The sequence below is a fragment of the Streptococcus sp. M143 genome, assembly GCF_000162495.1.
GTDB lineage: Bacteria > Bacillota > Bacilli > Lactobacillales > Streptococcaceae > Streptococcus > Streptococcus dentisani.
This window is the reverse complement of sequence record NZ_GG730092.1, coordinates 144,316-150,546: the sequence shown is the minus strand read 5'-3', so window position 1 is coordinate 150,546 and position 6,231 is coordinate 144,316. Positions and strand designations below refer to the sequence as shown.

The window sequence follows — 6,231 nt, the reverse complement described above, 5'->3', positions numbered from 1 at the left end:
CCCCTTTGTCAAGGACTTTTTTAATCTCCTATACAAATTTTTCTATGATAATAGAAAAGAGCCAGTTTAACTGACTCTCTCTATTTTGTTTGCCAATTAGTCGCACGTTCCTCTCCCCACCAGTACGGGATCAATTCGGCAACTTTGATTGTTTTTCTTGTTTCGTAATCCATCATGAACTCCGCTTCTTTATTTTCAGCATTCAATTCTAAGAGAAATTCTCTGCATGCGCCACAGGGCATACCTGATCCTTCGCCGTAGGGAGGTTTATCTCGAAAGGCGAGGATTTTCTTAACTTTAGTTTGTCCTGAAAATTGATACATATTGAAGAGAGCCGCTCGTTCTGCACAAAGATGAAAAACGCCACAAGTGCCCTCCATACAAAATCCTGTGAAGATTTGACCATCTTCTGCTTCTATCGCAGCAACAACATGGTTAGCATAAACAAAGTCAGAAACTTCATGGGGATTGAATAAGGTTCGTGCTTCTTCATACATTTTTTCCCATGTATCCATCGGAAGTCCTTTTTATTTAGAGATCTCTTTCAGCATGTTTTCAATATGCTGGATTGACTTTTCACGTCCGAGTAAGAAAATGGTGTCTGGTAATTCTGGTCCATGCATTTCACCTGATACAGCAATACGAATCGGCATGAAGAGGTTTTTCCCTTTAATACCTGTTTCTTTTTGAACTGCTTTGATTTGTGGGAAGATGTTTTCTGTCACAAATTCTTCATCTGTCATTGCTTCTAGTTTCGCTTTGAAGGCTTCTAGAACAACCGGAACGGTTTCTCCTGCCATGACCTCGCGTTCAGCATCTGTCAACTCTGGGAAGTCTGAGAAGAAAAGATCTGTCAGCGGAACAATCTCATCAACTGACTTCATTTGTGGCTTGTAGAGTTCTACCATTTTTTCAGATTTGTCAGTCAAACGTCCTGCTTCTTCTAAGTATGGTTTAGCCATTTCAAAGATAGTAGCTAGATCGGCTCTCTTGATGTAGTCGTTGCTCATCCAGTCTAGTTTCTTCTGATCGAAGGCTGCAGGAGACTTGCTGAGGCGGTTTTCATCAAAGAGTTTAATCAATTCCTCACGAGAGAAGATTTCGTCTTCCCCACCAGGGTTCCAGCCAAGAAGGGCGATAAAGTTAAACACAGCTTCTGGCAAATAGCCTTTTTTACGGTAGTCTTCGATAAACTGAAGGGTGTTGGTGTCCCGTTTAGACAATTTTTTACCCGTTTCAGAGTTGATAATCAAAGTCATGTGACCGAACTCTGGAGCTTCCCAACCAAGCGCTTCATAAACCATGAGTTGTTTTGGTGTATTAGCAATGTGGTCATCTCCACGGATAACATGAGAAATCTGCATATCATGGTCATCGATCACAACGGCAAAGTTGTAAGTTGGGTAACCGTCTTTCTTTTGGATCACCCAGTCACCACCGATATTGCCACCTTCAAACTCGATATCACCTTTGACCATATCGTGCCATTTGTAGATGCCAGACTCATTGACAGCCAAACGAACGGTTGGAATGATACCAGCTGCTTCACGTTCTGCTATGTAAGCCGCTTTTTCTTCTTGGCTCATGCCGAGATATTCATTGATGTAACGTGGTGTTTCGCCAGCTGCTTCTTGGCGTTCACGTTCTGCTGCCAACTCTTCTTCTGTAACGTATGATTTGTAGGCTTTCCCTTCGGCTAGCAATTGATCGATGTATTTTTGATAGAGTTCCAAACGCTCTGATTGGCGATAGTTTTCATGAGTTTCTGGGCTCTCATCCCAATCCATGCCCAACCAGCGAAGATTTTCAAGCTGTGAGCGTTCTCCATCCTCAACATGGCGTTTACGGTCAGTATCCTCGATACGGATGATAAAAGTTCCACCATGATGGCGTGCGTAAAGGTAGTTAAACAATGCTGTACGGGCATTTCCGATGTGTAGTAGTCCTGTTGGACTTGGTGCGTAGCGTACGCGGATATCTTTTGACATAGTTTCTCCTATAAAGTCTCTAGGCGTCTGCCTTTTTGCTTTCTATATTATATCACAAGTCTCGCCTGAGTCCAATGTCTACGAATAAAGAGAGTAAAAAAGAGTGGGCAAGCCACTCTTTTCTTCTGTTATAGACGTGCGTTAAGCTCTTTGCTCAATTCTTCAAATCCTGGTTTTCCAAGAAGGGCAAACATGTTACGTTTGTATGCTTCAACACCTGGTTGGTCAAATGGGTTGATAGCATTCAAGTAACCTGAAAGGGCAATTGCCAATTCGAAGAAGTAGATAGTGTAACCAAGAGTGAAGGCATCTTGCTCAGGAAGAGTTACGTACATATTTGGCACGTCACCATCAGTGTGGGCAAGAAGAACACCGTCAGTAGCTTTTTTGTTTACAAAGTCAACATCTTTTCCTTGAAGGTAACCAAGCCCATCAAGGTCTTCCTCCAAAGTAGGAATGATCACGTTCTTACGTGGTTTGTCAACACGGACAACTGTTTCAAACATGATACGAGTTCCTTCTTGGATAAATTGACCCAATGAGTGCAAGTCAGTTGAGAAGTTAGCTGAAGTTGGGTAGATACCTTTTTGGTCCTTCCCTTCTGACTCACCAGCCAATTGTTTCCACCATTCTGAGAAGTATTGAAGTGATGGCTCGTAGTTTACCAAGATTTCAGTTGCATAGCCTTTGCGATAAAGGATGTTACGAACCGCTGCGTATTGGTAAGCTTCATTTTCAGCAATCTTGTCTGAAGTGTAGTCTTTACGAGCTGCGTTAGCACCTTCCATGAGGGCTTTGATATCAGCTCCTGATGCAGCGATTGGAAGCAAACCAACTGCTGTCAATACTGAGAAACGTCCACCGATGTCATCTGGAACCACAAATGTTTCCCAACCGTTAGCATCTGCTTCAACCTTAACAGCACCTTTTTGGCGGTCAGTTGTAGCGTAGATACGTTTGTTAGCTTCTTCTTGACCGTATTTCTTAACCAAGAGTTCTTTGAAGACGCGGAAAGCAATCGCTGGTTCTGTTGTTGTACCTGATTTAGAAATCACGTTTACTGAGAAGTCTTTGTCTGCAACGTACTCTACCAAGTCAGCAAGGTAAGTAGATGAGATTGAATTCCCTGCGTAAAGGATTTGTGGAGCTTTGCGTTCTTCTTTTGTTTGCAAGTTAGCAAAGTGGTGGTTCAAGAAGTCGATGGCCGCTTTAGCACCGAGGTAAGATCCACCGATACCGATCACAACCAAAACATCGCTGTCTGATTTGATTTGCTCAGCAGCTTTCAAGATACGGTCGAATTCTTCGCGGTCGTAGTTTTCAGGAAGGTCCAACCAACCCAAAAAGTCGCTACCAGCACCAGTTCCTTTACGGATCAATTCGTCTGCAGCTGTTACTTGTGCTTGCATGTATTCCACTTCATGTGGGGCAACAAATTTGTCTAAAACTTTTGAATAATCAAATTTAATATGTGACATGATATTCCTCCAAAATTTCTTCTTTTCTATCATAACGCTTACCTTCGATTTTTTCAAGCTTTTTTATTGAATTTGCCCAATTTTTATCAGAATTCAAACGTTTGCGTAATAATGCTAAAATACAAAAAATCTGAAAGAACGAATAAAAACGGCTAGAGTCTCTAACCGTTACAATTCATTTAATAAATACTCAAATAATTCTAAATTACCGTCTTCTTCATTGACCAGAAACTCTGGGTGCCACTGTAAACCGATAATGCGATGCTCGTCGATAGACTCAATCGCTTCCACTGTCTGATCTCGAGGGTCCACCGCTGTCACACGGAAATTAGGCGCCAGATCTTTAATACTTTGACGATGGACTGAGTTGACCTGACTTTCTTTTCCGAACAACTTAGCCACCACGCTTCCTTCTACTGTCTCAATAGAATGAGAGGTTCCAAAAGGCAAACCTTGCCAGTGACCTTCAATTTCTTGGTGAAGAGTGCCACCAAAAGCAACATTGACCAGCTGAACCCCACGGCAGATTGCCAAAATGGGCTTATTCTGATGAAGTGCTTCTCTCAAGAGTGCCAATTCAAATTCATCACGGACTAGATTGTAATCGTCGCTCTCAATGGTCTTTTTCTCTCCATAAAACTGAGGATGGACATTTTGCCCACCTGTCAAGATGAGTTTGTCGATCATTTCCACATAATCGCGAACAATAGACTCATCTCCTACAGGAATCACTAAAGGGAGACCTCCGACTTGACGAATGCTCTCTGCAAATTTACAGGATACAGATGAGTGAATGTTTTTCCCTTCTGCATCTACAGGACATAGATTTGCAGCAACCCCTACAACCGTTCTAGCCATGATGTGTCTCCTTTCGATTTTCTTGCGACAGTCTTATCTTATCACTCCAACCCTTTCCTGTCTAATATGTTTTTTTAAAGACCGTGATAAGTATTTTTTATGGACAAGAAAAAGCTGCCCAATAAGGACAACTTCTTTTTTATTCGAAGACAAATTGGTTGTGATACAGTTCTGAGTAGAAGCCGCCGAGTTTGAGCAACTCGTGATGATTTCCACGTTCAATGACCTCTCCATCTTTGAGGACAATAATCTGATCGGCATTGAGGATGGTCTTGAGACGATGGGCAATGACGAAACTGGTTCGACCTGCTACTACTGCCTCCATAGCATGCTGAATCTTGCTTTCTGTTACGGTATCCACATTGGAAGTCGCTTCGTCTAAGATTAGGACTTGAGGATCTGTCATCAAGGTTCGAGCAATGGAAATCAATTGTTTCTGACCAGTTGAGAAGATGTTTTGCTCATCATCAATAAGGGTATCATACTTATCAGGCAAGCTTTCGATATAGTCATGAATATGAGTTGCCTTAGCAGCTGCTTCGACCATTTCCTGGCTAGCATCTGGCACACCGAAGCGGATATTGTCTCGGATCGTTCCGCTAAACAAGACCGAATCCTGCAAGACAATCCCGACCTTACTCCGCAGACTATCCAAGTCGTAATCACGGATGTCTTTGCCATCAAAGGAAATGCTACCTGCATCCACATCGTAGAAACGATTGATGAGGTTCATGATGGTCGTTTTCCCTGAACCAGTCGGACCGACAACTGCTATCATCTGCCCCTTAGGAGCTGAAATGCTGACATCTTTTAAAATCGGCTTGTCTGGCACATAAGAGAAATCAATATGACTGATTTCAACACCTTCTCGCAATTCCGTGAAGGCTGGTGCATTTTGCGGGCGAATCTCTTCTTCTGCATCGAACATTTCTTGGATACGATCGGCTCCCGTAAAGGCCAACTGGAGACTTCCCCAGCTAGCAGCCACCTGAATAATCGGCTGGTAGTACTGCTGAGAAAATTGGGTAAACATGACAATCAAACCTAGGGCTGTCGTTGTTTCGATACTTGGATCGTTCAGCAAGACCGCAGAACCTGCAAAAATAACGATGGCCGTATTGACCAAGCTCATCCCATTCATAACAGGAAAGAGGATGCCTGAGAACATTCTTCCTTTGAAGGTTGCCTTGCGCACGCGCTCATTTCGCTCCACAAAGCCTGCTACGATGTCGTCTTGAATTCCTTGTACGATAACAGCTTTCTGTCCAGAAATACTCTCGTCCATGTAGGCGTTGAGTTTCCCAACCTCTTTTTGCTGGAGATTGGTGTACTTGCGGGCCATTTTCACGATGAAGACCAACATGAGAAAGGCCACTGGGGTGCTGGCTACTGTTATCAGGGCTAGTGTCACATTTCTTGAAAACATGACAAAAATTAAACCGATGTAAAGAGCAATATTGCTCATAACCTGAACTAGACTTTCATTGAAGGCTTGAAGGATATTGTCTAAGTCACTAGTGAAGCGAGAGAGGATGTCACCATCCTGGTGGCGGTCAAAGAAAGAAACCGTCAAACGTGAAAGTTTGCCAAAAAGACCCTTACGCATCTCATTTGTCGACTCGGCAATCACACGAGTCATCAAGGCCATATAAATCAAACTGGACACTACCAAAACCAGCACAACCAGCGCTAGATTCAGCATCAGAGCTGACAAACTTTGCCAGGCTAGTTCGGAAGTCCCGTTTTGATAAGCTAGAACCAGATTAGCGAGCTCCGTCACTGCTTGACCTGAAAAAACAGGAAAGAGGGCTTGGGCAATCGTCGCAATCGCAACCATCAGAATCACAATGACAAAGGAGAGCTTGTAAACTTTAAAATAATTCCAGAAAAATCGAACAGTTTTCATT

General features: G+C 43.0%; 5 protein-coding genes. All 5 read right to left on the bottom strand.

The window, feature by feature from the left end; genetic code table 11:
* Window positions 1–80: 80 nt before the first annotated feature.
* Window positions 81–515: a cytidine deaminase family protein gene (locus HMPREF0850_RS04240; RefSeq protein WP_000382001.1), complete on the bottom strand. Its 435-nt coding sequence runs from the start codon at window positions 513–515 to the stop codon at window positions 81–83.
* 12 nt (window positions 516–527) lie between these two features.
* Window positions 528–1,988, bottom strand: a complete 1,461-nt coding sequence (gene gltX / locus HMPREF0850_RS04235) for a glutamate--tRNA ligase (protein ID WP_000031067.1) — start codon at window positions 1,986–1,988, stop codon at window positions 528–530.
* Window positions 1,989–2,116: 128 nt separating this feature from the next.
* Window positions 2,117–3,466: a glucose-6-phosphate isomerase gene (locus HMPREF0850_RS04230; RefSeq protein WP_000018244.1), complete on the bottom strand. Its 1,350-nt coding sequence runs from the start codon at window positions 3,464–3,466 to the stop codon at window positions 2,117–2,119.
* Window positions 3,467–3,634: 168 nt separating this feature from the next.
* A complete protein-coding gene (locus HMPREF0850_RS04220; protein ID WP_000124766.1) occupies window positions 3,635–4,324 on the bottom strand; it encodes a gamma-glutamyl-gamma-aminobutyrate hydrolase family protein in 690 nt (229 codons plus the stop codon).
* Between the two features lie 139 nt (window positions 4,325–4,463).
* Window positions 4,464–6,230 (bottom strand): ABC transporter ATP-binding protein, encoded by a 1,767-nt coding sequence (locus HMPREF0850_RS04215; protein ID WP_000859996.1) that lies wholly within the window; start codon window positions 6,228–6,230, stop codon window positions 4,464–4,466.
* Window position 6,231: the final 1 nt, after the last annotated feature.